Source organism: Albidovulum sp. (assembly GCF_008933605.1).
Lineage (GTDB): Bacteria > Pseudomonadota > Alphaproteobacteria > Rhodobacterales > Rhodobacteraceae > Albidovulum.
On the sequence record NZ_WBUS01000005.1, the window covers coordinates 12404 to 33878 of the forward strand.

Here is a 21475-nt window from a genome sequence, read left to right on the forward strand (position 1 = left end):
TTGGTCAAATCAGTTTCTCCGGCAGCCAGAGTGCGATCTCCGGGAAGATCATGAGGACGATTAGGGTGAAGATCATCACCATGACGAAGGGAAAGACCGAGCGGTAGATCATCGGCAGCGTGAAGTCGGCCGGTGCCATCGCCCGCATCAGGAAGAGGTTGTAGCCGAAGGGCGGCGTCAGATAGGCGATCTGGCAGGTGATCGTGTAGAGGATGCCGTACCAGATCAGGTCGAAACCGAGCGCCTTGGCGAGCCCCACGTAGATCGGCGCGACGATGACCAGCATCGCGGTGTCGTCGAGGAACATCCCCATGATCAGGAAGCTGAGCTGCATCAGGACGAGGATCTGCCAGGCCGAGAGGCCGAGGTCGCGGACGAAGAAATTCTCGATCGCGCGCCCCGCGCCCAGCCCGTCAAAGACCGCGCCGAAAGACAGCGCCGCCATGATGATGAGCATGAACATCGTGGTGATGGCGAGCGTCGAGCGGGTGGCGACCTCGAAGACCTCGCGCGTGAAGCGACCCTTGATCGCGGCGGCGATAACCGTCGTCAGTGCGCCGACGACCGAGGCCTCGGTCAGGCTCGTCCAGCCCTTCACGAAGGGGATCATCATGGCGCCGAAGATCACGACAGGCAGGAGCCCCGCGCGCAGGAGCCGGATGCGCTCGCCCCAGGAAATCGCCGCGCGTTCCTCGGCACTCATCCGTGGGGCGAGGCTGGGGCTCAGCCAGCAGCGCACGGCGATGTAGACGACGAAGAAGAAGGCCATCAGCAAGCCCGGCATCAGCCCCGCGAGCCAGAGCTGGCTCACCGGCTGGCGGGCGATCTGGGCGTAGAGCACCAGCACGACCGAGGGCGGGATGAGGATGCCGAGACTGGATCCGCCCTGGATCACGCCCGAGATCATCAGCTTGTCGTAGTTGCGCTTCACAAGCTCGGGCAGCGCGATGGTCGCGCCGATCGCCATGCCCGCGACGGACAGCCCGTTCATCGCCGAGATCATCACCATCAGCAGGATCGTGCCCACCGCGAGCCCGCCGGGCAGCGGTCCGAACCAGACATGGAACATCTTGTACAGGTCTTCCGCCAGCCGGGTCTCCGACATGACATAGCCCATGAAGACGAACATCGGCAGTGTCAGCAGCGCGTTCCACTTCATCAGCTTCATCACCGAGGAAAAGCCCATGTCGGACCCGCCCGGCCCCCAGAGCAGGATCGCGGCGACGACGGCGACGAAGCCGATGGCGCCGAAGACCCTTTGCCCCGTGATCATCATCAGGAGCATGGTCGAGAACATCAGGACCGCGATCATCTCGTAGGACATCAGATTTCCTCACCGCGAATGACCGCGACGTCGCGGATGAGATGGGCGATGGCCTGCAGGATCATCAGGACGAAGCTCACGCAGATCACCACCTTGATCGGCCAGAGATAGGGGCGCCAGCCCGAGGGATTGCGCTCCCATGTCTCGAAGGAATAGGCGGTGCTGCCAATCGCGCCGTAGAGCATGACGCCAAGGTAGAAGATCAGCGCGAAGACCGTGAACACGTCCCACCACGCCTGCGTCCGAGGCCGAAGCCGGGAGTAGAGCAGGTCCATCCGAACGTTGGTGTTCAGCAGGAAGGTATAGGGCGCGCCGAGAAGGTAGTAGGCCACCAGCGTGAACTGCGCCATCTCCAGCGTCCAGATCGCCGGGACACGAATGATCTTGGTGACCGACGACCAGATCAGGATCGCCATCATGACGAACAGGAGATACATCGCGAAGCGCCCGATCCGGTAGTTAAGCGCCTCGATGAATTTCACGTAGGAACGTGCCCAGTCCGGCATGTCAGGCCACCGCCTCCTCGGTCATCGGCGGGGTAATTGCCGCAAGCGCGGCCTTCAGAACGGGGGCGAGCATCGCTGCCATCGCCTCCTCGGCCTCGGGCGTGGCGATGAGATCGTTCCGGATTTCCAGCATCACGTTTGCCAGACCGTAGGGCGTGGCCTGGAGCCTGAGCGTGTGCGTTACCTCGTCGGCAGCCGAATAGGGCTCGTTCAGCCGGCAGTCGAGCCGCGTCTGCACCTTCGCCTCGGCCAGCACCGCCAGCGCAAGTGACGGGTCGGCGTCATGGATGACGCCGAATTCCACCGTGCGCGGCTGGCCGAACCAGACCGGTGTGAAACTGTGGACCGTGACGATGACCGGAGGGCGACCGCGCGCGAGGCGACGGGCGATCTCGGCGCGCAGCTCGGCGTGGAAGGGCAGGTAGACGGCCTCGGTCCGCCGGCGCCGTTCGGCCGCGGAAAGACGGGCGTTGCCGGGGATGTCGAAGTCTTCGCTGCGCGCGGCCATCGCCCCCGGCGAATGCGGCGGGCGGTTCAGGTCGTAGACCAGCCGCGACACCCCTGCCGCCACGAGCGGCGCGTCGAGCAGCCGTGCCAGCCGTCGCGCTACCCCGAGCGCGCCGGGGTCCCAGGCGATATGCGCCGAGCGCGCCTCGGGCGCCAGGCCGAGCGTGCCGAAGACGGCCGGAAAGTGGTTCGAGGCATGTTCGCAGACGACAAGGAAGGGACCCGGCGCCTCGCGGTTTCTCGTCACCACGACCTCAAGACCGGACTGTCGCGCCCCCGCCATCGTCCTGCTTCCCCCCCGATTCATTACTGCAAGGCTCGTTCGCCGCCTCCGTTTCTGTCAAGATGTTTTCTTGACGGAGATTCCTGTTACAATCGTTTCTGGCGCGGCGCGGCGAAGCCTGCCCGCGAGAGAGGAGTCGCGCGTGCCGAGTACTGCAAGGACCATCGAACAGCAGATCCGGGCGAGCTTCGGCGACCTGACCCGCGCGGAGCGCCAGCTCGCGACCCATATCACCCGGCACTATCCGGTCGCCGCCCTCGGTTCCATCACCGCACTGGCAAAGGGCGCGGAGGTTTCGACGCCGACGGTGGTCCGGCTGGTGCAGAAGCTCGGCTACAAGGGCTACCCGGATTTCCAGGCGGTCGTCCGCGCCGAGGTGGAGGAGCGGCTGATCTCGCCCATAGCCAAGCACGACCGCTGGGCGGGGGGCGTGCCGGATACCCATATCCTCAACCGGTTCGCCGATGCCGTGGTGGGCAACCTGCAGGCCACGCTCGGCCAGATCGACCACGCCGAATTCGACGCCGTCGCGCGGCTGATGGCCGACAAGGGCCGCAAGGTCTATGCGATGGGCGGGCGGATCACCCATGCCATGGCCGACTATTTCGTCACCCACATGAAGATCATCCGCCGTGACGTGTCGCTCATCTCGGACATGTCGAATGCCTGGCCGCCGGCGATCATCGACATGGCGCCGGGGGATGTCCTGCTGGCCTTCGACATCCGCCGATACGAGAACAACGTGCTCAGCCTCGTGGAGATCGCGGCCGAACAGGGGGCAGAGGTCGTTCTCATCACCGACCAGTGGGTCTCGCCCGCCGCCGAGCGTGCGCGCTATCGGCTTTCGGCCCATGTCGAGGCGCCGTCGGCCTGGGATTCCACGGTGGCAATCCAGGTTCTCGTCGAGACGCTTCTGGCCGCCGTGCAGAACCTCACCTGGGAAGAAACGCAGGCGCGCATGAAGCGGCTGGAAGACCTTTATGCGCGGGCGCGCTTCTTCCGCCGTTCGCGCTGATCAGGCCGTGATCGGCGGCGGGCGGTGGCGCATCCCGGTCAGGGCATTTAGCGCGATGGCGAGAAGCAGGATCGCACCGCCGACGAAGGTCGCGGCACTCGCCCCTTCGTTCAGGAAAAGCCAGACCCACGCGGGCGCCAGCATGACCTCGGCCAACGCCAGGATGCCGATCTCGGCGGCGGGCACGGAGCGGCTTCCCGCGGTGTAGATTGCCATCCCGCCGCCGAGGAGCACTGCGCCCATGGCCACGGCCAGAAGGATCGACGGAAGCGGCAGGGCGAAGCTCTCGCCCCGGAGCGCGATGGCCGCGACGGCAACGACGATCGACAGGACCCCGCCGATGAGCACGGCGGGCAGCATGTCACCCAGCCGGCCCCAGCGCAGCGTCACGGTGAAGGCCGCGAACCCGGCCGCAGAGAGAAGGGCCGCCAGGTTGCCGAGCCCTGCGCCAAGGGCGAGCCCCTCGCGCACCATGACGAAAACTCCGGCACCCGCGACCACGATCGCACCCCAGGTGGCGGGGCGGACCGGTTCGCCGAGAAGGAGCCAGGCCATGACCGCGGTCATCAGTGGAGCGGCGGCGAAGAGGAAGACCGCATTGGCCACCGGCGCCGCCTGGATCGCGAAGATCGCGCCCGCGAAGGCGAAGACGAGGCCCATGCCGCCGATGGCGCCTGCCCAGCCTGTCGCGCGGACCAGCGCCAGCGGCTTCCCGCCCGACCGGCGGAAGATCACGAGGAAGAGCACGGGCACAAGCCCGAGCGAGCGCCAGAAGAGCACCTGCCATGTGCCGGCATCGCCCATCAGGCGGATGGCCAGCGCCATGAGCGACCAGAGCACCGCCGCCGCGACGACGAGCGCGACGCCCCGCCGGTATCCGATTCCGCCTGCCATGCCGCCTCTCCTCGGACGGCAGGTTGACGGTGGGAGGGCGCGTCGGCTTGCCTGCGAGCGACCTTGGCCGCTGACGTTTCCGACGGTGCCTCAGGTCAGGCGCAGCCAGTCCGGCGCGAAGGTCACGTCGCCGCAACCGGCGAAGCGCGACAGCCGTTGAAGCTCGGCCTCGAGCCGTGCCAGCCGCCCGGCGCCCATCGCCACGCCTCGTTCCGGCCAGAAGGCGCGTACGGCGAGCCGGCTTTCGGCGCGCACGGCCTTGACGTCGATCCTTCCGATGATGCGGTCGCGCTCCATCACCGGGAAGACGTAGTAGCCGTACTGCCGTTTGGCCTCCGGCACGAAGATCTCGATCCGGTAGAAGAAGCCGAAGAGCCGCTCGGCGCGGTTCCGGTCGCGCAAAGCCGGGTCGAAGGGCGACAGGATTCGGATGCGGTTCTGCGGGTCCGCCACCGCCGTCGCCGCATCAAGGACGCCCGGGCGGGCGAAGCATCTCCGCGGCGTTCCGTCCGCCGCCTCGACGGCGATCTCGACGATCTCGCCCCGCTTCAGCGCCCCGGCGCACCAGGCCTTCGCCTCTTCCGGCTTCACCGTCGCCCAGAAGGCCGCGATCTCATCCGAGGTGGCGAAGCCCAGCCGGTCGAGCGCGGCGTTGCACGCCCAGTCGACGGTCTCAGCCTCCGAGGGTGGTGCCTCCGCGCATTCCGTCGGATGGATGCGCTCGGTCAGGTCGAACTGCTTGGCGAAGTTCGTCCGGTGACAGACGCAGACCTCGCCCGTGTGCCAGAGGTATTCGAGCGCGGTCTTCGACGGGTGCCAGTTCCACCAACCCCCCCCGGCCCGCGCCTCGTCCGCCCCCACATCGCCGGTGCCCACGGGGCCGGTTGCGTGGACATGTGCACGCACGTCGGCGATCCGTTCGTGGAAGCCGGCGCCCTGCCAGCCGGTCCAGCGCTCCTTGATCCGCTCGGCGTCGCGGGCGAACCTCAGCTTCCACCAGCGGAAGAACTCGGACGGGATCACCGAGGCGTCATGGGTCCAGTGCTCGAACAGAGCCCGGTCGCGTTCGAGAAGCCGCGCGAGGTTCTCCGGGCGATAGGACTGCCGCCGCGACCAGAGGATCATGTGGTGGGCGCGTTCGACGGTGTTGACGCTGTCCACCTGGACGAAGCCGAGCCGGCGGATCAGCGCGAGAAGTTCCGCCCCCCTGGCCGGGCCGGAGGGCGGCTCGATCAGCGCGTGGCGGTCGAGGAAAAGCCGCCGCGCCGGTTCGTTGCGCAGGAGCGGAAGCGTCATGCGCCCCCCTTCTACCGGCCCCAGGTGCGCGACAGGAGCGCCAGCCAGTTCCCGTGCGCGAGCTTTTGCAGCAGCGGCTCGTCATAGCCATGCGCCCTGAGCGCGTCGATGAGGCGCGGAAGGCCTGCCACGTCGCCAATGTCGGCCGGAAGGGTGGCCCCGTCGAAATCCGAGCCGAGGCCGACACGGTCCTCGCCGAGCACACCGATCAGGTGGTCCATGTGCCTGAGCACCGGCTCCCACCCGGCGAAGGGCGACTTCCGCCCGTCCTCGCGGAGGAAGACGGTGGCGAAGTTGAGCCCGACCATGCCGTCGCTTTCCGCGATCATCGCCAGTTGCCCGTCGGTCAGGTTGCGGGTCGAGGGGGTGACGGCATGGGCGTTGGAATGGGTGGCGACGAGCGGCGCGTCGGAAATCGCGGCAACGTCGTTGAACCCGGCTTCGTTCAGGTGGCTGAGGTCGATCATCACCTTGAGCGCATTGCATTCGCGGACGAGCCGCTTGCCGGCCTCGGTCAGACCCGGCCCGGTGTCGGGTTTGCCGGGGAAGCGGAAGGGCACGCCGTGGCCGAAGACCGTGGGCCTTGACCAGACCGGACCGAGCGAGCGCAGGCCCGCCGCGTGCCAGAGATGCAGCGCGTCGAGATCCTCGCCGATGGCTTCCGCCCCTTCGAAGTGCAGGATCGCCGCGATCTTCCCCGCAGCCATCGCCGCCCGGATCTCGTCGACGCTGCGGCAGATCGCGAGCGTTCCGGTGCGTTCCATCCACATGAGGTGGCCGATCATCGCTGCGGCAACGGGCTGTGCCGACTCGGCGCCGATGAGGTCGGGCAGCGGCAGGTCGTAGGGCGGCGCGTCCATGATCGCCTCGTAGTCGGGTGCGTCATGGGCGGTGGGCGAGGGGATGTAGACCGCGAAGAAGCCGCCTGCGAAGCCCCCGGCCCTCATCCGCGGCAGGTCCAGGTGACCCTTGTCCTCGCCCGTGAGCCATATCGTCTCGCGGTTCGTGGGGTCGCGCAGCAGGCGCAGCAGGAAATCGTTGTGGCCGTCAAAAACCGGGATCATGGCGCCTCACGCAGGGGTAAAGCCCTCGGAGGCCGAGAGCAGTTTCTTGGTGTAGTCGGTCGCGGCGCGGTGGGCGGAGAGCGCCGCGCGCGTCAGTTCCTCCACCGCGGCCCCGTGCTGCATCACGATCAGCCGGTCGCACATGTGGGCGACAACGGCAAGGTCGTGGCTGACCATGACGTAGGTCAGCCCGCGCTCCGCCCGAAGCCGGTCGAGGAGGTTCAGGACCTCGGCCTGGATCGAGGCATCGAGCGCGGAGGTCGGTTCGTCGAGGAGCAGCACCTCCGGCTCGAGGATCAGCGCGCGTGCGACGGCGACGCGCTGGCGCTGGCCGCCGGAAAGCTGGTGGGGGTAGCGGAAGCGGAAGCTGGGGCCGAGGCCGACATCCCTGAGCGCGCCCTCGATCCGCTCCTCGCGCCGGTCGAAGCCGTGGATGGCGAGCGGCTCGGACAGTACGCGGTCCACGGTGTGGCGGGGGTGAAGCGAGGCGTAGGGATCCTGGAAGACCATCTGCACCGCGCGGAAAAACGTGGCAGGCCGGGGGTCGGGCAGCGGCTGGCCCTTCAGCCGGATCGTTCCGCCGGAGGTCGGCGCCAGACCGCAGATGGCGCGGAGCACGGTGGACTTGCCCGAGCCGGATTCGCCGACGATGCCGAAGCTTTCGCCGCGCGCCACGTCGAAGCCGACGCCGCGCACGGCGCGCACCGTGTCGCCGCCCCGTCGGAAGGTGACGTCAAGCGCCTCGACCGACAGCATCACCTCGCCCATGCCGCATCCCTTTCAAGCGTCGGCAGGGGGCGCACCCCGCCCTCGATCTTCGGCAGGCAGTTCATCAGGCCGCGCGTGTAGGGATGCTGTGCCTTGCCGAGGTCGGCGGCCTTCAGTTCCTCCACCACGCGGCCGGCATACATGACGAGCACGCGGTCGCAGAAGGACGAGACGAGCCTGAGGTCGTGGCTGATGAAGATGAGCCCCATTCCGCGTTCGCGGACGAGCCGGTCGAGGATGCGCAGCACCTCCACCTGCACCGTCACGTCGAGCGCCGAGGTTGGCTCGTCGGCAATGAGAAGGTCGGGCTCGGTCACCAGCATCATCGCGATCATCGCGCGCTGGCCCATCCCGCCCGACAGTTCGTGCGGATAGGCGCGGAAGACCCGCTCGGGGTCGCGGATCTGCACCGCCTCCAGCATGGCGAGCGCGCGGGCCCTGGCTTGCGCGCGGGTCTCGCCGGCGCCGAACTTCAACGCTTCCATCAACTGCTTGCCGATGGTCATGACCGGGTTGAGCGAGAACTTCGGATCCTGCATCACCATCGACATCCGGGCGCCGCGCAGGCGCCGCCAGGTAGCGGCGGAGGCGGCGCGGAGGTCGATGCCGTCGAAGTCGAGCACCTTCGCCGTGGCCTTTCCCGGCGGAGGCGTCAGCCCGAGGATCGCGCGGCCGGTCTGGCTCTTGCCCGAACCGCTTTCGCCGACGATGCCAAGCCGTTCGCGGCCGAGGGTGAAGCCGACGCCGCGCACCACCTCGCTCGGCCCCTGACGCGTCGGGAAGGTCACGCGCAGGTCTTCGACCGTCAGGAGCGTCGTCATCGGCGGGAGCCTCCGGCGGGAGTATTCGGGCCACGGTGAAAGCTCATTTGCGCGCCTTCGGATCGAGCACGTCGCGCAGGCCGTCGCCGAGGAGGTTGAACCCCAGGGAGACGATGAAGATGGCGATGCCGGGCATGGTCGCGACCCACCACTGGTCGATCAGGAAGCGCCGGCCGGATGCGATCATCGCGCCCCATTCGGGTTGCGGCGGCTGCGCCCCGAGGCCGAGGAAGCCGAGACCGGCGGCGGTCAGGATGATGCCGGCCATGTCGAGCGTGACGCGGATGATGACGGAGGAGAGACAGAGGGGCGTGACATGGCCCCAGAGGATCCGGGCCGAGGACGCACCCTGGAGGCGCGCGGCGTTGATGAAGTCGCTGTCGCGGATCGTCAGCGTCTCGGCCCGCGCGAGACGGGCATAGGGCGGCCAGGAGGTGATGGCGATGGCGATGATCGCGTTCTCGATGCCGGGCCCGAGGGCCGCGACGAAGGCCAGCGCCAGGATGAGGCGGGGAAAGGCGAGGAAGATGTCGGTCACCCGCATCAGCACGGTATCGACCCAGCCGCCGAAATAGCCCGCCGTGGTGCCGACAAGAAGGCCGATCGGCGTGGCGATCACCGCCACGAGAACCACGACCATGAGCGTGAGGCGGGAGCCGTGGACGATGCGGCTGAAGATGTCGCGGGAAAGGTCGTCAGTGCCGAGAAGGTGGCCTTCGCTCAAGGGGGGCAGGAAGCGCTCGGTCCGGAGGTCTCCGCCGAGAAGCGGGTCGTGCGGGGCGATGAGATTGGCAAGGAGCGCGACCAGGATCAGAAGGACGACGATCCCGAGCCCCACCATGGCAAGCCAGTTCGAGCGGAAGGCGAGCCATGTCCTGTAGGCCTGGCCGAGCCGGGCCTGGCGGCGCGAGGCGGGCTGGTCCGAGAGGAGCCAGTCGCGGCGGGTCGCGGAACTCATGCCTGCCTCCGCACGCGGGGGTCGAGAAGGGTGTAGAGCAGGTCGGAGAGGAGGTTCAGCCCGACGAAGATCGCGCCGATGAGAAGCGTGCCGCCGAGAACGGCGTTCATGTCGGCATTCTGGAGCGAGTTGGTGATGTACTGTCCGAGCCCCGGCCAGGCGAAGACGGTCTCGGTCAGCACCGAGCCTTCGAGGAGGTTGGCGTAGGACAGCGCGACCACGGTCACCAGCGGGACGGCGGCGTTCCTCAAGGCATGGACCCAGATGATCCGCCACTCCGGCACGCCCTTCACCCGGGCCGTCGTCACGTATTCCTGCGCCAGTTCGTTCAGCATGAAGCTGCGCGTCATCCGGCTGATGTAGGCCATGGAGAAATAGCCCAGCAGCGCGGCGGGCAGGATGATGTGCGAGAAGACGTTGCGGAAGGCGTCCCATTGCCCCTGCATCGCACTATCGAGGAGCAGGAGGCCGGTCTTCGGCGTGATGGCGTATTCGTAGGCGATGTCGATGCGCCCCGGTCCCGCGACCCAGTTCAGCCGCGCATAGAAGACGAGAAGGCCGAGGAGGCCGAGCCAGAAGATCGGTGCGGAATAGCCGACGAGACCGAGGACGCGCACGACCTGATCAGCAAGCCTGCCCTGCCGCACGGCTGCCCAGACTCCCATCGGAATGCCGAGCACGGTGCCGATGAGGATGGCGACGGTCGCAAGTTCGAGGGTCGCGGGAAAGACACGGGCGATGTCCTCGGTGATCGGCCGCTTGGTGAGAAAGCTTTCGCCGAAGTCGCCGCTGAAGACCTTCTGGAGATAGATCCAGAACTGCTCGTAAAGCGGCCGGTCCAGGCCGAGTTCGACGAAGACGCGGTCATAGACCGACTTCGGGGCGCGGTCGCCGATGACCGCGAGCACCGGATCCACCGGGACGACCCTTCCGATCAGGAAGGTCACGATGAGAAGCCCGAGAAACGTCAGTGCCACCGTGGCCAGCAGTTTCGCCGCCTTCCACAGGAGACGCAGGAGGGCGCTGCCGCGCCCCCCGTCGATGGTCGAATCGCTCATGCGATCACTTCGTCACATGCGCGTAGTTGTTGTCGTTGAACGACGGGCCGACGATGAAGCCGTTGACGTTCGAACGCATTGCCGAGACCTCGATCTCCTGGAACATGATCACGAAGGGCGAGGTTTCCTGGTGCTCCTTCTGGATCTTGACATACATCTCGGCGCGCTTGGTCGCGTCGGCTTCCAGAACGGCCGCGTCGGCCTCCTTCGTCATGTCCGGAATGTCCCAGGCGTTGCGCCAGGCCAGCGGCTTGGACGCGGCGTCATCCGAGTTGTCGGGGTTGCGCGCGAAAGTATCGGCATTGGTGTGCGGGTCCTGGTAGTCCGGTCCCCAGCGACCGATGTAGATGTCGTGGTTGCGCGCGCGGTACTTGGTCAGGGTCTGCTGGCCGTCGCCGGGGATGAGCTCGATCTTGACGCCCGCCTCGGCCGCGGTCTGCTGGATCGCCTGGGCGATGCCGGTGATCTCGGGCGTGTTGCGGGTGTCCATCGTAACGGAGAATCCGTCGGGCAGCCCGGCCGCCGCCAGAAGCTCCTTCGCCTTGGCGACGTCGAGGGAGAAGGGCGTTTCTTCCAGCGCGCCGAGGAAGCCCTTGGGCAGGAAGGCCTGGTGGACCGTCACCTTGCCCTTCATGATCGTGTCGGCGATGGCCTGGTAGTCCACGAGATACTTCATCGCCTGGCGCACTTCCGGCTTGGCGAGGTTCTCGTTCTTCTGGTTCAGCCCGAGGTAGTAGATCGAACCCTTAGGGCCTTCCATGATCTTCAGGTCGGGGTTCGCGCGCACCGCGTCGATTTCCTCGGCGGTCAGCGACCGGGCGATGTCGATGTCACCCTGTTCCAGAAGCAGCCGCTGGGTCGCGCCTTCGGGAATGTGGCGGTAGATGACCCGCGCCATCGGCGGCGCGTCGCCCGAATAGTTCGCGTTGCGCTCCATCACCACCGCCTCGTTCGCGCGCCATTCGCGGACCGTGAAGGGGCCGGAACCGGCATAGTTGGTCTTCAGCCATTCGTAGCCGAAGTCTCCGTTCGCCTCGTGTTCCATGACGAGTTTCTTGTCGACGACGAAGCCGACGGTCGCCGTGAGGCAGTAGAGCACCAGCGTCGGCGCATAGGGCTTGTCCATCTTGAACTGGACGGTGTCCTCGCCGGTCTGGACGACCATCTGGTCGACGTTCTCGGCGTTCAGGCCGAACTGGGTCAGGATGAAGGCGGGCGACTTGTCGAGCTTCACCGCGCGGGTGAGCGAAAAGACGACGTCCTCGGCCGTGATCGGGTTGCCGGAGGCGAAGGTGCGGCCCGGCTTGATCTTGAAGCTGATCGACATGCCGTCTTCGGCGACTTCCCAGCTTTCGGCGATCTTGCCGTAGATCTTGGTCACGTCCATCGGATCGTAGCCGATCAGTCCCTCGTAGGCGTTGCCGGCGATTTCCGAGGCCGTGAACTCGAAGATCTCGGCCGGGTCGAGCGAGATGATGTCGTCGATCGCCCAGGCCTGGATCAGCGTGTCGGGCGGGGTTTCCGCCTTCACGACCGGCGCGCTGAAGAATGCGAAGGCCGCGACGGTGGCCGCGAGCAGTTTGCGACTGTGGTGCATGGATGAACTCTCCGCTGTCGGTTGTTTGTTGTTGTCCCCGGATTCTCATGCCGCAGGGGCAGGCCGGGGAGCCGTGGACCGATTAACCTCTTGGTAAAATTCTAAGTCAAGGGCAAAGGCGGTGGTGCATGGCCTTGACCCTGCCGGACCGACCGGCGAGCCTGTGGCCGCAGCGATGCGGGGAGGCGAGATGAAACTGGTGCGGTACGGGGCGCGGGGCGCGGAACGGCCGGGGATCCTCGACGCGAAGGGTCACGTGCGGGACATTTCAGGCGTGGTGGTCGACATCGCCGGCGAGACGCTTCAGCCCGCCACGCTCGGTGGCATCGCCGGTCTGGACCCCGAGTCGCTGCCGCTGGTTCCGGGCGTCCCGCAAGCGGGCCTGCGGCTCGGTCCCTGCGTCGGACGTGTCGGCAAGTTCGTCTGCATCGGGCTCAACTATGCCGACCACGCGGCCGAATCCGGCCTTCAGGTGCCGCCGGAACCGGTGGTCTTCGGCAAGTGGACCTCGGCCATCTGCGGCCCTGATGACGACGTTGAACTGCCCCGCGGATCGGTCAAGACCGACTGGGAGGTCGAACTGGGCGTGGTCATCGGCAGGGGCGGCAAATACATCGCCGAGGAGGATGCGCTTTCGCATGTCGCGGGGTACTGCGTCGTCAACGATGTCTCGGAACGCGAATACCAGGTGGAGCGCGCCGGCACCTGGGACAAGGGCAAGGGCTGCGACACGTTCGGACCGCTCGGCCCCTGGCTCGTGACGCGGGACGAGGTGGAAGACCCCGGCAACCTGGCGATGTGGCTCGAGGTCAATGGCGAGCAGATGCAGACCGGATCGACGGCGACCATGGTCTACAAGGTGCCGTTCCTCGTCGCCTACGTCAGCCGTTTCATGTCGCTCCAGCCCGGGGACGTGATCGCCACCGGCACGCCGCCCGGCGTCGGCATGGGGCGGAAGCCGCCGCGCTTCCTCAGGCCCGGCGACGTGATGCGGCTTTCGGTCGAGGGGCTCGGCGTGCAGACCCAGCGCGTCGTCGCCGGGTGACGCGCTCAGGCCCGTTCGGCCATGCGCCGTGTCCTGATGAGCGGGCCGGGGAAGTGGCACGCGACCCCATGCGCGCCGGCCGAGAGCACCGGAACCGTTTCGGCACAGACCGCCTCGGCCCGCGGGCACCGGGTGCGGAAGACGCAGCCCGACGGCGGATTCATGGGCGAGGGAAGGTCGCCATCGAGCGGGATGATGCGCTTCGCCCGCTCCGCCGCGGGATCGGGGATCGGCACCGCCGAGAGGAGCGCCTGCGTGTAGGGATGCTGCGGGTCGGCGTAGAGCGCGCCGCTTTCCGCGATTTCCATCGTCCGCCCGAGATAGAGCACCATCACCCGGTCGGAGATGTGCTTCACCACGCTGAGGTCGTGCGCGATGAAGATCATCGCCAGCCCGAGGTCGCGCTGCAACTCGGCGAGGAGGTTGATCACCTGCGCCTGGATCGAAACGTCGAGCGCCGAGACCGGTTCGTCGCAGATCAGGAGCTTCGGCCGCACGATGAGCGCGCGGGCGATGCCGATCCTCTGGCACTGGCCGCCGGAGAACTCGTGCGGATACCGGTTGATCTGGTTCGGCAGGAGGCCGACGCGGTCCATCATCTCCTTTACGCGGGCCTTCACCTCGGCGTCGGCAAGGCCCCTGTGATGGGTGCGAAGCGGCTCGGCGATGATCTGGCCGACCGTCATGCGGGGGTTGAGGCTCGCCAGCGGGTCCTGGAAGACCATCTGGATGTCTGCCCGGTATTTCAGCATCTGCGCGCGGGTAAGCGACAGGAGATCGGTTCCGTCGGTCCAGACGGCACGGCCCGTGGCCGGAACCATCTGCACCAATGCCCGGGCGAGCGTGGACTTGCCGCAGCCCGACTCGCCCACGATGCCGAGGGTCTCGCCGGGGAACAGGTCGAAGCTCACGCCCGAGACGGCATGAAGCAAGCGCGGCGCCGTCCAGGGCATGTCGCCCGCGCGCGTGAGTTCGAAGGTGACGCGCAGGTCCGCGACGGACAAGAGGGGCTTGGTCATGCCAGTTCCTCCAGCGAACGGTTGCAGGCTCGGAAACGGCCGGGCGCGAACTCGGTCAGCGGATCGAGGTGGTCGAGGCAATCCTCGCCCGCATGGGCGCAGCGCGGCGCGAAGGGACAGCCCTTCGGCGGCCGGGTCATGTTGGGCGGACTACCGGGGATGGCCGAAAGCTCCTCGCCTTCCTGATCGACACGCGGGATCGCACCGAGCAGCCCGCGCGTGTAGGGATGCGCGGGCGTGGCGAACAGCGGATCGGTCGGGCTCTGCTCCATGATCTGGCCGCCGTAGAGCACGATGACGCGCTCGCAAAACCCCGCCACCACGCCGAGGTCGTGGGTGATGAGGATCGTCGCCATGCCTAAATCGCGCCGAAGGTCGCCGAGAAGCGTCATGATCTGCGCCTGCACGGTCACGTCGAGCGCGGTCGTCGGTTCGTCCGCGATCAGAAGCTCGGGCCGGCAGAGGAGCGACATGGCGATCATCACGCGCTGCCGCATCCCCCCCGAGAACTCGTGCGGGAAGAGCCGCACGCGGCCCGCAGCGTCGGGGATCTTCACGGCGTCCAGCATCCGCACGCATTCGGCCAGCGCCTGAGCCTTCGACATGCCCTTGTGATGGACGAGCACCTCGGCCATCTGGTCCGAGACGCGCATGTAGGGGTTGAGTGAGGTCATCGGGTCCTGGAAGACCATGGCGATCTTCTGCGCCCTGATCGGATTGATGACGGCGGGAGGGGCATTGAGGATTTCCCGCCCGTCGAAGGCCACCGAACCCGTCGCCCGGCCGTTCTTCGCCAGAAGCCCCATCACCGCGAAGGCGAGCTGGCTCTTGCCCGAGCCGGATTCGCCGACGATCCCGAGGGTCTCGCCCCGGTCGAGCGAAAGGCTGACGCCGTTGACGGCCGTCACCGTGCCGTCGGGCGTGTCGAAGCGCACCGAGAGGTTGCGAATATCCAGCATGGCCATCTCAGCGGTCCTTGGGATCGAGCGCGTCGCGCAGCCCGTCACCGACGAAGAAGAAGGAGAAGAGCGTGGCGATGAAGAAGGCCAGCGGCCAAAGAAGCTGCCAGGTCGTGCCGTAGTAGATCGTCCGCGCCCCTTCCGAGATCAGCGCGCCGAGCGAGGTCAGCGGCTCCTGGACGCCAAGCCCGAGGAAGGAGATGAAGCTCTCGATCAGGATCATCTCGGGGACCAGCAGCGTGGCATAGACAGCGACGATGCCGACGAGGTTCGGCACTATATGGCGCAGGATGATGGTGAAGGTCGGCACGCCGGTGGCCTGCGCCGCCTCGACATACTCCTTGTGCTTGAGGCTCAGCGTCTGGCCCCGGACGATCCGCGCCATGTTGAGCCAGGACATCAGCCCGATGCCGAAGAAGAGCATGAAGAGCGACCGACCGAACATCACGAGAAGGAGGATGACAACGAACATGAACGGCACCGCGAGCAGGATGTCGACGATCCGCATCATGATCTGGTCGGTGCGCCCGCCCACATAGCCCGAGACGGCGCCGTAGAGGGTGCCGACGATCACCGCGATGAGCGAGCCGACGATGCCCACCATGAGCGAGATCCGCGTGCCCTGGAGCGTGCGGGAGTAGAGGTCGCGGCCGAGGTCGTCGGTGCCGAAGTAGTGGCCGTTCGCGATCGAGGGCTGGCCAAGCTGCGCGGCCTGTCCCATCACGGCAAAGTCGATCTCCTCGTTCGACCACTGCGCCAGCGCGTCGCCGAAGAGGGCGAGAAGGGTGATGAGAAGGAGCGTCACCACCCCCGCCACGGCCGCCTTGTTGCGGAAGAAGCGGCGCCGCGCGTCGGCCCAGAGCGAGCGTCCCTTGACCTCTCCCTCGGCCAGCCGGCCCATTGCACTCGCGTCGATCGCCATGGCCTAGTACCGGATCTTGGGGTCGATCCAGCCGTAGAGGATATCGACCACGAGGTTGAAGAGGACCGTCAGCGCACCGACGAGGATGGTGATGCCGAGCATCACCGCGTAGTCGCGGTTCAGCGCGCTGTCCACGAAGGCCCGTCCGATGCCTCCGGTCGAGAAGAAGAAATCGACCACCACCGACCCGGTGATCATCGCCACGAAGGCCGGGCCGAGGTAGGACAGCACCGGCAGGAGCGCGGGCTTCAGCGCATGGCGCAGGATCACGTGGCGCTCCGGCAGGCCCTTCGCCCGGGCGGTACGGATGTGGTTCGAGGTCAGGACCTCCAGCATCGAGGCGCGGGTGAGCCGCGCGATGGAGGCCATGTAGGAGGTCGAGAGCGCGATGACCGGCATCACCATGTACTGCCACTGCCCGTCCTCCCAACCGCCGCCGGGCAGCCAGCCGAGCCACCAGGTGAAGGTGAGCAGCAGCAGGGGCGCCATGACGAAGTTGGGCAGCACCTGCGCGCCGATGGAGATGCCGACGGCGAGGTAGTCGAGCCAGGAGTTGTGGCGGATCGCCGCCGCGACGCCGAGCGTGACGCCGACGATCACCGCGACGACGAAGGAGACCGAACCGTAGGTCAGCGTCACGGGGAATCCCTGCGCGATGATCTCGTTCACCGTGCGGTCCTTGTAGATGAAGGACGGCCCGAAGTCGAAATGCGCCACGATTCCCCAGACATAGGTGACAAGCTGGCGCCAGAGCGGCTGATCGAGGCCGTACTTTGCCTCCAGATTGGCCAGGACCTGCGGCGGCAGCGCCCGCTCCTGCGTGAAGGGCCCGCCGGGGGCCGCATGCATCAGCAGGAAGGAGATCACGATCAACAGAAGAAGCGTCGGCACGGCGACGGCCAGACGCTTGACGACGAAGGAAAACATCTGCGGCGCCCCGAAAGGAGAGGGGGGGGCGACCCTCGCGGACCGCACCCCGTGTCAAGCGTCAGTTGGCGACGCGGTACATGTCCTTCAGGTACCAGTTCTGCATCAGGTTGTTGAGACCCATGCCGCGCATGTCGGGCTTGATCATCTCGACCTTGGTGTATTGGTAGATCGGCGCCATCGGCATCTCCTCGGCGAGGATCTGTTCGGCTTCCGTGTACATCGGATTCGGATCGGCAGCGGTCTTCGACTGCTTCATCAGCTCGTCATAGCGCTCCGAGAAGAACTTGCCGTTGTTGTGGCCCGAGTAGGAGGTGAAGAGGTCGAGGTAGGTCGAGGCTTCGTTGTAGTCGCCGCACCATGCATATCGGGCGACCTCGAAGTCCTGGTTCTGCATCTTGTCGGTATGGACCTTCCATTCCATGTTGTTGAGCGTGAGCTCGACGCCGACGCCCTTCCAGAACTGCTGCACGGCGATGGCGATCTTCTTGTGCGCCTCCGACGTGTTGTAGTTGAGCGTGAGCTTCAGCGGATTGTCCGGCCCGTAGCCGGCCTCGGCCAGAAGCTCCTTCGCCTTCGCGGTGCGCTCGTCCTGCGTCCATTTGGCGTAGTCGATCTCGGGCAGCTTGAAGCCTTCGGTCGCCGCATGGGTCCAGTTGTAGGACGGTGCCTGGCCGCCCTGGAGGATGTTGTTGACGACGATGTCGCGGTCGATCGCGTAGCTCAGCGCCTTCCTGACCCGGATGTCCTGAAGGGCCGCCGGCCCCTTCTCCTTGTCGACGTTGAACATGTAGATGTAGGAGCACGACTGCGGGACCGACACGGCCTCGTTGGGGTATTCCTGCTTCAGGCGCGGGTACTGGCCCGCCGGAACCTGGGTGCGGTCAAGCTCGCCGGCGAGGTAGCGGGTCAGCGCCGCGTTCTCGTCGTTGATCGTCAGAGCCGTGACCTTCGTCAGGATGGTGTTCGCGTCGTCCCAGTAGTTGGGATTGCGTTCCATCACCACCTTCTCGCCCAGGATGTGCTCCTTCAGCACATAGGCGCCGTTGCCGACGAGGTTGGCGGGCTCCGTCCACTTGTCGCCGTTCGCCTCGATCACCTTCTGGTTCACCGGGAAGACCGAGGAATGCGTCAGCATCTTCGGGAAGTAGGGCAGGGGGGCCTCGATCGTCACCTCGAAGGTGTGGTCGTCGACCGCCTTCACGCCGAGGTCATCCACCGGCGCCTCGCCGGCGATGATCTTGGCGGCGTTCTTCACCTGCATGAGTTCCATGTACCAGGCGTATTCCGAGGCGGTCTTCGGATCCGCCAGCCGCTTCCATGCATAGACGAAGTCCTGTGCGGTGACCGGGTCGCCGTTCGACCACTTGGCATTGTCGCGCAGGTGGAAGGTGTAGACGGTCTTGTCGTCCGAAAGTTCGTGGTCGGTCGCCACGCCGGGGACGAGGCCACCGGTCTGGTCCTCGTTGTAGAGCCCTTCGAAGAGCGAGCGCATGATGCCCGAGCCTTCGACATCGGTGTTGATCTGCGGGTCCATCGACTTGATCGCGTCGAGGAGCCAGTAGGTGTACTCCTGGTTCTCGGCCAGCGTTTCGCCCAGCTGCACCTGTGCCGCAATGGCGGGAAGGGCGAGACCGACACTGAGTACGGTCGTGAGAAGAAGCCTGTTCATCATGGGAAATCCTCCTGCTGGTTGAGCGGCGTCCTTGAGATGCGCCGCGCAAGATGGACAGAGCCTAGTCCCCGCACCCCGGCTGACAAGCGAAATGCGCCGGGACGAAACGGGTACGTGGCGTAAGTTTGTTGCATCGTTCAGTCACAATGCCGAAAGCCGGTTCAAAAAGCCGTTGCCGACAAGGCGGACTGCCAGCCCGGCGACGGGCGGCCAGCCGTTCGTGGCGCGGACCGCCCGGAGCCGATTCCGTACCGGGTGCGCGTAGCATCCGTGTCCGGTCGCGTGGGTTTCCGGACCTCCGCGGCCATGCTAAGGGCGCTTGATGCCGCTCCTGCTCCTCATCCTTCTGGCCTCGGTCGTGGTCTACCTCTGGCTCGCGCGTCGCGGGTCCACCCTCACACGCGCCTGCCGCTGGCGGCTCGACCAGGCCGGTGGGCCCAAGCATTACCGCTGTGCTGCCTGTGGCGCCGAGACCGACGGCCGCCCGCGCCATTGCCTGCGGGGGCGCTGACGCTGGTTGACCGGCCGGCCGCGCGGCGCCAAGGATGCGGGCAACACGAGGTGACCCCATGAAGCCCGACCGGCCCGTAACACTGCCGCCCGCCGACGCCGAAATGCGCCGGGCCGTCCGGCCGGTGATCTGCTACCCCATCGAGACGCTGCCCCGCGCGCCGATGGCGCTCTACGGTGCCGCCCGCGCGACGCTCCGCCCCGTGGCCGAGGTCACGGCGCCGCCGCGCGAAGCCGCCTGCTTCCGGGTGCCGGCGGGCCATTTCTTCCGCATCCATTCGGTCGAGGGTCCGCAGGTGGGCGATCTCAACCTCTGGAACGCGGCGGACCTGTCCGAACGCTTCTACTCGGGCAAGACCCGCGCGCTCCACGGCACGCATCTGTCCACGGGCGACCGGCTGTGGTCCTCTTTCCCGCACCTGCGCCCGATGGCGACGATCACCCATGACACGCTCGACTGGTACGGTTTCGACGCCTTCGGCGGTTCCGTGCATGACGTGATCGGCACGCGCTGCGATCCCTACACCCACAACCTGCTCAGCCAGGGCGGCCAGTATCACCACTGCTGCCACTCGAACCTCACCCGCGCGCTCGCCGCCGCGACCGGCATTCCCCCGCGCGAGGCGGAAGGTCACGTCCACGACGTCCTCAACGTCTTCATGTGCACCGGTTTTTCCCGTGCCACGGGGCAGTACTTCATGAAGGCCTCGCCCGTCCGCCCGGGCGATTTCCTCGAATTCTTCGCCGAGATCGACCTTCTCGGCGCGCTCTCGGCCTGTCCCGGTGGGGATTGTTCGGCCGAACATTCCTCGGATGCCGCCGCCTGCTTCCCGCTCCGCGTCGAGATCCTCGCGCCCGATCCCGCCGCCCTCGCCGGCTGGCAGTCTCCGCTGCGGAACGGCTACGACCGCAGCCACGGGCTCTGATCTGATCGCGGCCCACCCACGGCGGCGTCCGGGACGGGACCCCCGACGTCAGGCCCGCACGTAGTGCAGCCCGCCGAACCGCCGGCGCAGGGCGGCCACTTCGCCGGCAAGCGCCGCAGGATCGTTGGACCTGAGCGCGGCCGCGATCAGGCGGGCAAGCTCGGGCGCGTCCGCCTCCGTCACGCCGCGCCGGACGATCTCCGGCGTGCCGAGGCGGAGGCCGTTCAGATCGCCGGCCACCTCGGGCAGCGGCAGCCCGATGCCGCAGGCGAGGAACCCGGCCTTGCGAAGCGTCTTCGATGCGGCCTGGCCGCCTCCGAAGGCGGCCGCCTCGACGGCGAACTGGTGCGAGGCGGTGAAACCGCGGCCCGCGCCGTGCACCGGCAGCCCCTCGGCCGCGAGCGCCCCGGCCAGCGCCCGGGCGACAGAGATCATCTTCGCGGCATAGTCGCGGCCGAACTCCCGCCAGTCGAGCAGGGTCAGCGCCAGCGCCGCCACGCGGCCGGCGTCGAAGTTCGCCGTCATGCCGGGGAAGGCGATGTGGTCGAGGCGCTCGGCGATCCTTGCGTCGTTCGTCACGATCAGCCCGCCAGCCGGCCCGCCGAGGCTCTTGTAGGTGGACATCGTCATCAGATGCGCGCCCTCGGCCAGGGGATTGGCCCAGGCGCTGCCGGCAATGATGCCGCACTGGTGCGCGGCATCGAACATCAGCGCCGCCCCCACCTCGTCGGCGATCGCGCGCGCCGCGCGCACGGGATGCGGCCAGAGGTTGAGCGATCCGCCGAGCGTGATGATCTTCGGCCGCACCTTCAGCGCCAGCGCGCGCAACCCGTCGAGGTCTACCGTGTAGCCATCCGCATCGACCGGCGCGGCGTGGGTGGCGAGCCCGTAGAGCCCTGCGCAGCCGGCCTTGTGATGGGTCACATGGCCGCCGATCGCGGCCGGCGGCGCGATGATCGCGTCGCCCGGTTTTGCGAGCGCCATGAAGGCATAGAGGTTGGCCATAGCGCCGGAGAATACGCGAACCTCGGCATGGGTCGCGCCGAAGACCTCGGCGGCGAGTTCCGCCGCGATCACCTCGATTTCCTCGATCGCCTCCAGCCCCATCTCGTACTTGTCGCCGGGATAGCCGAGCGACGGACGGGTGCCGAGGCCGCGCGCCAGAATGGCCTCCGCGCCGGGGTTCATCACGTTCGTCGCGGGGTTGAGGTTGAAGCAGTCGCGGTCGTGGATCTGCGTGTTCCGGTCTGTAAGGCGGTCGATGCGCGCGGCGATGTCGGCCGATGGCGCGGATGTTTCGGATGCGATCCCTTGAATCAGGTCTTCGCAGGCGGCGGGCACCCAGGGTCGGAGGGACAAGTGGGGCATCGGATTCTCCCTTGCTGTGGCGGCAGGAAAGCA

Annotated in this window: 21 protein-coding genes; 4 read left to right on the top strand and 17 right to left on the bottom strand. The window is 67.1% G+C overall.

Annotation, left to right across the window (positions count from 1 at the left end):
* Positions 1-4: 4 nt before the first annotated feature.
* From F9K34_RS01310 to F9K34_RS01320, 3 genes are read right to left on the bottom strand one after another with little or no spacing between them, the layout of a single operon-like run.
* Complete coding sequence (locus F9K34_RS01310) at positions 5-1324, bottom strand: TRAP transporter large permease (protein WP_291334671.1); 1320 nt, start codon at positions 1322-1324, stop codon at positions 5-7.
* On the bottom strand, positions 1324-1830 hold the full coding sequence (locus F9K34_RS01315) for a TRAP transporter small permease subunit (protein WP_291334673.1): 507 nt from the start codon (positions 1828-1830) through the stop codon (positions 1324-1326). Before F9K34_RS01315 ends, F9K34_RS01310 begins: the two co-directional genes overlap by 1 nt.
* A 1-nt stretch (position 1831) precedes the next feature.
* A complete protein-coding gene (locus F9K34_RS01320; protein ID WP_291334675.1) occupies positions 1832-2620 on the bottom strand; it encodes an N-formylglutamate amidohydrolase in 789 nt (262 codons plus the stop codon).
* A 142-nt stretch (positions 2621-2762) separates the two neighbouring features.
* Here F9K34_RS01320 and F9K34_RS01325 point away from each other — a divergent pair, with 142 nt between their 5' ends.
* A complete protein-coding gene (locus F9K34_RS01325) occupies positions 2763-3635 on the top strand; it encodes a MurR/RpiR family transcriptional regulator (RefSeq protein WP_291334677.1) in 873 nt (290 codons plus the stop codon).
* Here the strand turns inward: F9K34_RS01325 and F9K34_RS01330 are convergent, their stop codons facing one another.
* From F9K34_RS01330 to F9K34_RS01365, 8 genes are all read right to left on the bottom strand, one after another.
* The gene (locus F9K34_RS01330; protein WP_291334679.1) at positions 3636-4529 is read right to left on the bottom strand and encodes a DMT family transporter; all 894 of its coding nucleotides are present in this window, start codon (positions 4527-4529) and stop codon (positions 3636-3638) included. It lies immediately after the preceding gene.
* A gap of 90 nt (positions 4530-4619) precedes the next feature.
* On the bottom strand, positions 4620-5825 hold the full coding sequence (locus tag F9K34_RS01335; RefSeq protein ID WP_291334681.1) for a winged helix-turn-helix domain-containing protein: 1206 nt from the start codon (positions 5823-5825) through the stop codon (positions 4620-4622).
* 11 nt (positions 5826-5836) lie between these two features.
* The gene (locus F9K34_RS01340; protein WP_291334682.1) at positions 5837-6889 is read right to left on the bottom strand and encodes a dipeptidase; all 1053 of its coding nucleotides are present in this window, start codon (positions 6887-6889) and stop codon (positions 5837-5839) included.
* Positions 6890-6895: 6 nt separating this feature from the next.
* Positions 6896-7645, bottom strand: a complete 750-nt coding sequence (locus tag F9K34_RS01345; RefSeq protein ID WP_291334739.1) for an ABC transporter ATP-binding protein — start codon at positions 7643-7645, stop codon at positions 6896-6898.
* Positions 7645-8478, bottom strand: a complete 834-nt coding sequence (locus F9K34_RS01350; RefSeq protein ID WP_291334683.1) for an ABC transporter ATP-binding protein — start codon at positions 8476-8478, stop codon at positions 7645-7647. Before F9K34_RS01350 ends, F9K34_RS01345 begins: the two co-directional genes overlap by 1 nt.
* A 43-nt stretch (positions 8479-8521) precedes the next feature.
* Complete coding sequence (locus F9K34_RS01355; RefSeq protein ID WP_291334685.1) at positions 8522-9436, bottom strand: ABC transporter permease; 915 nt, start codon at positions 9434-9436, stop codon at positions 8522-8524.
* Entirely contained in the window at positions 9433-10494 is a 1062-nt protein-coding gene (locus F9K34_RS01360) for an ABC transporter permease (RefSeq protein ID WP_291334686.1), read from the bottom strand. The genes F9K34_RS01355 and F9K34_RS01360 overlap by 4 nt, the downstream gene beginning before the upstream one ends.
* 4 nt (positions 10495-10498) lie before the next feature.
* Positions 10499-12091: an ABC transporter substrate-binding protein gene (locus F9K34_RS01365; RefSeq protein ID WP_291334688.1), complete on the bottom strand. Its 1593-nt coding sequence runs from the start codon at positions 12089-12091 to the stop codon at positions 10499-10501.
* Between the two features lie 190 nt (positions 12092-12281).
* Between F9K34_RS01365 and F9K34_RS01370 the strand changes: the two genes are divergently transcribed.
* On the top strand, positions 12282-13136 hold the full coding sequence (locus F9K34_RS01370; protein ID WP_291334690.1) for a fumarylacetoacetate hydrolase family protein: 855 nt from the start codon (positions 12282-12284) through the stop codon (positions 13134-13136).
* A gap of 5 nt (positions 13137-13141) precedes the next feature.
* On the opposite strand, the gene F9K34_RS01375 is transcribed toward F9K34_RS01370, so the two are convergent.
* The 5 genes from F9K34_RS01375 to F9K34_RS01395 form a co-directional block, all read right to left on the bottom strand.
* Positions 13142-14155: an oligopeptide/dipeptide ABC transporter ATP-binding protein gene (locus tag F9K34_RS01375; protein ID WP_291334692.1), complete on the bottom strand. Its 1014-nt coding sequence runs from the start codon at positions 14153-14155 to the stop codon at positions 13142-13144.
* Positions 14152-15120 carry an oligopeptide/dipeptide ABC transporter ATP-binding protein gene (locus F9K34_RS01380; protein WP_291334694.1) on the bottom strand — a complete coding sequence of 323 codons (969 nt, stop codon included), beginning with the start codon at positions 15118-15120 and terminating at the stop codon, positions 14152-14154. The genes F9K34_RS01375 and F9K34_RS01380 overlap by 4 nt, the downstream gene beginning before the upstream one ends.
* A 1-nt stretch (position 15121) precedes the next feature.
* The gene (locus F9K34_RS01385; protein WP_291334696.1) at positions 15122-16036 is read right to left on the bottom strand and encodes an ABC transporter permease subunit; all 915 of its coding nucleotides are present in this window, start codon (positions 16034-16036) and stop codon (positions 15122-15124) included.
* A gap of 3 nt (positions 16037-16039) precedes the next feature.
* Positions 16040-16963, bottom strand: a complete 924-nt coding sequence (gene oppB / locus F9K34_RS01390) for an oligopeptide ABC transporter permease OppB (protein ID WP_291334698.1) — start codon at positions 16961-16963, stop codon at positions 16040-16042.
* Between the two features lie 61 nt (positions 16964-17024).
* On the bottom strand, positions 17025-18635 hold the full coding sequence (locus F9K34_RS01395) for a peptide ABC transporter substrate-binding protein (protein WP_291334741.1): 1611 nt from the start codon (positions 18633-18635) through the stop codon (positions 17025-17027).
* Between the two features lie 325 nt (positions 18636-18960).
* Here F9K34_RS01395 and F9K34_RS01400 point away from each other — a divergent pair, with 325 nt between their 5' ends.
* Both F9K34_RS01400 and F9K34_RS01405 read left to right on the top strand, forming a co-directional pair.
* A complete protein-coding gene (locus tag F9K34_RS01400) occupies positions 18961-19149 on the top strand; it encodes a hypothetical protein (protein WP_291334699.1) in 189 nt (62 codons plus the stop codon).
* 58 nt (positions 19150-19207) lie between these two features.
* On the top strand, positions 19208-20074 hold the full coding sequence (locus F9K34_RS01405; RefSeq protein ID WP_291334701.1) for an urea carboxylase-associated family protein: 867 nt from the start codon (positions 19208-19210) through the stop codon (positions 20072-20074).
* A gap of 48 nt (positions 20075-20122) precedes the next feature.
* Here the strand turns inward: F9K34_RS01405 and glyA are convergent, their stop codons facing one another.
* Entirely contained in the window at positions 20123-21442 is a 1320-nt protein-coding gene (glyA, locus tag F9K34_RS01410; RefSeq protein ID WP_291334703.1) for a serine hydroxymethyltransferase, read from the bottom strand.
* Positions 21443-21475: the final 33 nt, after the last annotated feature.

Bases quoted from the DNA above. Each gene is read 5' to 3' on its own strand.
- F9K34_RS01310 (WP_291334671.1), bottom strand. From the start codon at position 1,324: ATGTCCTACGAGATGATCGCGGTCCTGATGTTCTCGACCATGCTCCTG.
- F9K34_RS01315 (WP_291334673.1), bottom strand. From the start codon at position 1,830: ATGCCGGACTGGGCACGTTCCTACGTGAAATTCATCGAGGCGCTTAAC.
- F9K34_RS01320 (WP_291334675.1), bottom strand. From the start codon at position 2,620: ATGGCGGGGGCGCGACAGTCCGGTCTTGAGGTCGTGGTGACGAGAAAC.
- F9K34_RS01330 (WP_291334679.1), bottom strand. From the start codon at position 4,529: ATGGCAGGCGGAATCGGATACCGGCGGGGCGTCGCGCTCGTCGTCGCG.
- F9K34_RS01335 (WP_291334681.1), bottom strand. From the start codon at position 5,825: ATGACGCTTCCGCTCCTGCGCAACGAACCGGCGCGGCGGCTTTTCCTC.
- F9K34_RS01340 (WP_291334682.1), bottom strand. From the start codon at position 6,889: ATGATCCCGGTTTTTGACGGCCACAACGATTTCCTGCTGCGCCTGCTG.
- F9K34_RS01345 (WP_291334739.1), bottom strand. From the start codon at position 7,645: ATGCTGTCGGTCGAGGCGCTTGACGTCACCTTCCGACGGGGCGGCGAC.
- F9K34_RS01350 (WP_291334683.1), bottom strand. From the start codon at position 8,478: ATGACGACGCTCCTGACGGTCGAAGACCTGCGCGTGACCTTCCCGACG.
- F9K34_RS01355 (WP_291334685.1), bottom strand. From the start codon at position 9,436: ATGAGTTCCGCGACCCGCCGCGACTGGCTCCTCTCGGACCAGCCCGCC.
- F9K34_RS01360 (WP_291334686.1), bottom strand. From the start codon at position 10,494: ATGAGCGATTCGACCATCGACGGGGGGCGCGGCAGCGCCCTCCTGCGT.
- F9K34_RS01365 (WP_291334688.1), bottom strand. From the start codon at position 12,091: ATGCACCACAGTCGCAAACTGCTCGCGGCCACCGTCGCGGCCTTCGCA.
- F9K34_RS01370 (WP_291334690.1), top strand. From the start codon at position 12,282: ATGAAACTGGTGCGGTACGGGGCGCGGGGCGCGGAACGGCCGGGGATC.
- F9K34_RS01375 (WP_291334692.1), bottom strand. From the start codon at position 14,155: ATGACCAAGCCCCTCTTGTCCGTCGCGGACCTGCGCGTCACCTTCGAA.
- F9K34_RS01380 (WP_291334694.1), bottom strand. From the start codon at position 15,120: ATGGCCATGCTGGATATTCGCAACCTCTCGGTGCGCTTCGACACGCCC.
- F9K34_RS01385 (WP_291334696.1), bottom strand. From the start codon at position 16,036: ATGGCGATCGACGCGAGTGCAATGGGCCGGCTGGCCGAGGGAGAGGTC.
- oppB (WP_291334698.1), bottom strand. From the start codon at position 16,963: ATGTTTTCCTTCGTCGTCAAGCGTCTGGCCGTCGCCGTGCCGACGCTT.
- F9K34_RS01395 (WP_291334741.1), bottom strand. From the start codon at position 18,635: ATGAACAGGCTTCTTCTCACGACCGTACTCAGTGTCGGTCTCGCCCTT.
- F9K34_RS01400 (WP_291334699.1), top strand. From the start codon at position 18,961: ATGCCGCTCCTGCTCCTCATCCTTCTGGCCTCGGTCGTGGTCTACCTC.
- F9K34_RS01405 (WP_291334701.1), top strand. From the start codon at position 19,208: ATGAAGCCCGACCGGCCCGTAACACTGCCGCCCGCCGACGCCGAAATG.
- glyA (WP_291334703.1), bottom strand. From the start codon at position 21,442: ATGCCCCACTTGTCCCTCCGACCCTGGGTGCCCGCCGCCTGCGAAGAC.